The organism is Actinospica durhamensis, from assembly GCF_018139695.1.
Lineage (GTDB): Bacteria > Actinomycetota > Actinomycetes > Streptomycetales > Catenulisporaceae > Actinospica > Actinospica durhamensis.
In genome coordinates, this window is record NZ_JAGSOG010000471.1 from 1 (window position 1) to 3148 (window position 3148).

At 69.3% G+C, this 3148-nt stretch carries 2 protein-coding genes; one reads left to right on the forward strand and one right to left on the reverse strand.

Translation table 11 applies throughout. The features are described from left to right. The first annotated feature begins 207 nt into the window (after positions 1 to 207). The gene (locus tag KDL01_RS40000; RefSeq protein WP_212533942.1) at positions 208 to 1875 is read left to right on the forward strand and encodes a glycoside hydrolase family 53 protein; all 1668 of its coding nucleotides are present in this window, start codon (positions 208 to 210) and stop codon (positions 1873 to 1875) included. Positions 1876 to 1942: 67 nt separating this feature from the next. Here KDL01_RS40000 and KDL01_RS40005 read toward each other — a convergent pair whose 3' ends face one another. Next, positions 1943 to 3121: an IS30 family transposase gene (locus KDL01_RS40005; protein ID WP_212533943.1), complete on the reverse strand. Its 1179-nt coding sequence runs from the start codon at positions 3119 to 3121 to the stop codon at positions 1943 to 1945. Between the last annotated feature and the right edge of the window lie 27 nt (positions 3122 to 3148).

Here is a 3148-nt window from a genome sequence, read left to right on the forward strand (position 1 = left end):
GGCGCGGGGGCGGCGGAGCCGGGTGGCGACTCAGGGGACGGATGCGGGGACCGGGCGCGGACCGGACGGGGCGTCGACAAGCGTGCGCAGGCGTGCTACAACGTTCCTGCCCCATGGTGTGAGCGCTCCCAACCCGACGGCGCTGAAACTGCCACAACGCCGTCCCGTCGAGCGCTCACTACCCTCAACCCATGCCCAGGAGCCGCAATGACGCGTCGCCCGCATCCGCCCTCCACGCCGATATCCGGCGTAAATTCTGGGAGCGCTCCCCACTGCTCCCGTCGTCCCAGCTCCCGCCTGTCCCGCCTCGCCGCCCGTCGGACGCTGCGGGTCTTCGCCGCGCTGCTGGTCGCCTCCTCCGCCGCCGTCGGCGCGGCCACCCCGGCCTTCGCCACCACCACGACGCCGACGGTCACCAACCCCGGCTTCGAGTCCAACGGCACCGGCACCGCCACCCCGACCGGCTGGACCGCCTCCGGGACCACCGCCGCCTCGTACACCGAGTCGGGCGGCCACTCCGGGTCCTACGAGCTCAGCCACTGGTCCGCGTCCGCCTACACCGTGGACACGTATCAGACCATTACCAACATCACCGACGGGTACTACACCCTCGGGCTGTGGGTGCGCTCGAACGACAGCGGCGGGAACAACTACATCTCGCTCTCCGGCTGCGGCAGCTCCACCAAGACCACGTACGTGCCGGTCGACTCGGACGGCAACTGGCTGCAGATCGTCGACTACATCGACGTGACGAACAACCAGTGCACGATCAACCTCTACTCCTCCAGCGCCGCCGGCGTGTGGACCAACTACGACGACGTCACCTTCGCCGCCGGGTCCGCTCCGCTCGCGATCCGCGGCGGCGACGTCTCCAGCCTGGACCGGGGCCAGCAGGACGGCGGGGTGTACTACACCAGCTCCGGCACCAAGGAGAACGCCCTGCAGATCCTGTCCGGCGCGGGCATGAACTACGTCCGGCTGCGCGTGTGGGTCAACCCCGAGGACGGGTTCGACGACGAGGCGCAGCTGCTGGCCATGGCCAAGCAGGCCTACAGCACCTACGGCCAGCAGATCCTGCTCGACTTCCACTACTCCGACACCTGGGCCGACCCCGGACACCAGGCGGTTCCGGCGGCGTGGTCCTCGGAGAGCCTCAGCGCCCTGGAGACGCAGGTCTACACCTACTCCAAGCAGGTCGTCGCCGACCTGGTGGCGCAGGGTACGCCGCCCGCGATGGTGCAGATCGGCAACGAGATCAACGCCGGCATGCTCTGGACCGACGGCTCGACCTCGAACTGGTCGCAGCTGGCCGCGCTGCTCAAGGAGGGCATCGCCGGCGTCAAGGCGGCCGACTCCTCCACCAAGATCATGCTGCACCTGTCCAGCTCGGACGACCTGGCCACGCTCGAGACCTGGTACACCAACGCGATCAACTACGGGGTCTCGTTCGACGTGATCGGCCTGTCCTACTACGACTACTGGCACGGTCGCCTCGACGTGCTGCAGACGGACCTGGACGGCCTGGCCGCCAAGTACGGCAAGCAGGTCGCGGTGGCCGAGACCGCCTACCCGTGGACGATGACCTCCGGCGACTCGCTCACCCCGTCCTTCGACACCTCCAGCGAGCTCGACCCCGGATACGCGGCGAGCGCCTACGGCCAGATGGCGAACTTCCGGGACGTGCTCTCGATCGTGCAGGCCGTGCCCGGCGGGCTCGGACTCGGCGCGTTCTACTGGGAGCCGACCTGGACCGTGGTCTCCGGCAACGGCTGGGACCCGACCGACTCGACCTCGCTGGACGCGTGGGAGAACCAGGCGATGTTCAACTACTCGGACACCGCCCTGTCCGCGATCAACGACTACGCCGCCCGGTGATCTGAAGCCGAGACACGACGGCCCCGCGGAATGGCGGATTCTCGGGGTCCTCGCAACACCTGATGGCCTACGTGGTTGTCAGTAGATCACGCAGGCGCTCGGCTGGGGTTTTCCAGCCGAGCGTTTTGCGTGGTCGGGCGTTGAGTTGTTGGGCGACGTGTTCGAGGTCTTCGGGGCTGTGTACGGACAGGTCGGTGCTCTTGGGGAAGTACTGGCGCAGCAGGCCGTTGGTGTTCTCGTTCGATCCGCGCTGCCAGGGTGAGTGCGGATCGCAGAAGTAGACCGGCACTCCCGTGGCCACGGTGAACTGTCTGTGTGCGGCCATCTCGCATCCCTGGTCCCAGGTCAGCGAGCCGCGTAGGTGCCCGGGCAGGGTTTGGACCAAGGGCACCAGCACGTCGCGGACCTCCTCGGCGGTGTGCCCCCCGGGCAGGTGCCCGAGCATGACGTAGCGGGTGGAGCGCTCGACCAGGGTCACGATCGCGCTCTCGCTGCGGGGGCCGACGATCAGATCGCCTTCCCAGTGGCCGGGCACCGCCCTGTCCTCGACCTCGGCGGGACGCTCGGAGATCATCAGCATCTCCTCGACGAACCGGCGGGTGCGCTGCTGCAGGTCGCGGTGCGGCTTGCGGCGGGTGCGCCCGGTGCGCAGCGCGAGCGCGACCTCGCGGCGCAGACCGCCACGGGCCTGGACGTAGATCGCCTGGTAGATCGTCTCCGGACTCACCCGCATACTCTCGTCGTCGGGGAACTCGATGAGCAGAGCGTGACAGATCTGCTCGGGCGACCACCGCTCCCGCAGCCTGCCCACGACGTACTCGCGCAGCGAACCGGTGCGGGCGAGCTTGGAGTCCTTCGGGCGCGAGCGACTTGCCGCCCACGCCCGCTGGGCCTGGTGCGGCTGGTAGACGCCGTCGAGCGCACGGGTGTCGATCTCGCGCTTGACGGTGGACGCCGGCCGACCCAGCGCACGTCCGATCGCCCGCAGCGACCGGCCCTCGCGTCGCATGTCGGCGATCAACTCCCGCTCGGCCACCGTGAGGAACCGTGGGTGCAGCGCGGCCTCGACCGCCGCGATGGAGGGCCCTGACGCGAGGGCAACGGTACTGGTCATGCCCGTTGTGTAGTCGAACCTGCGCCCATCGGGGTGCAGGCGCGCGTTGCCGATCTTCCGGATCCCGCGGTCCCAGTCCTGAGCCGTGCGCTCGTGCACCCCGGCCTGCGCCGCAGCCTCCCGCCGCCGCACCCCGGACGCGCGAAGCCGCTCGTACTC

Bases quoted from the DNA above. Each gene is read 5' to 3' on its own strand.
- KDL01_RS40000 (WP_212533942.1), top strand. From the start codon at position 208: ATGACGCGTCGCCCGCATCCGCCCTCCACGCCGATATCCGGCGTAAAT.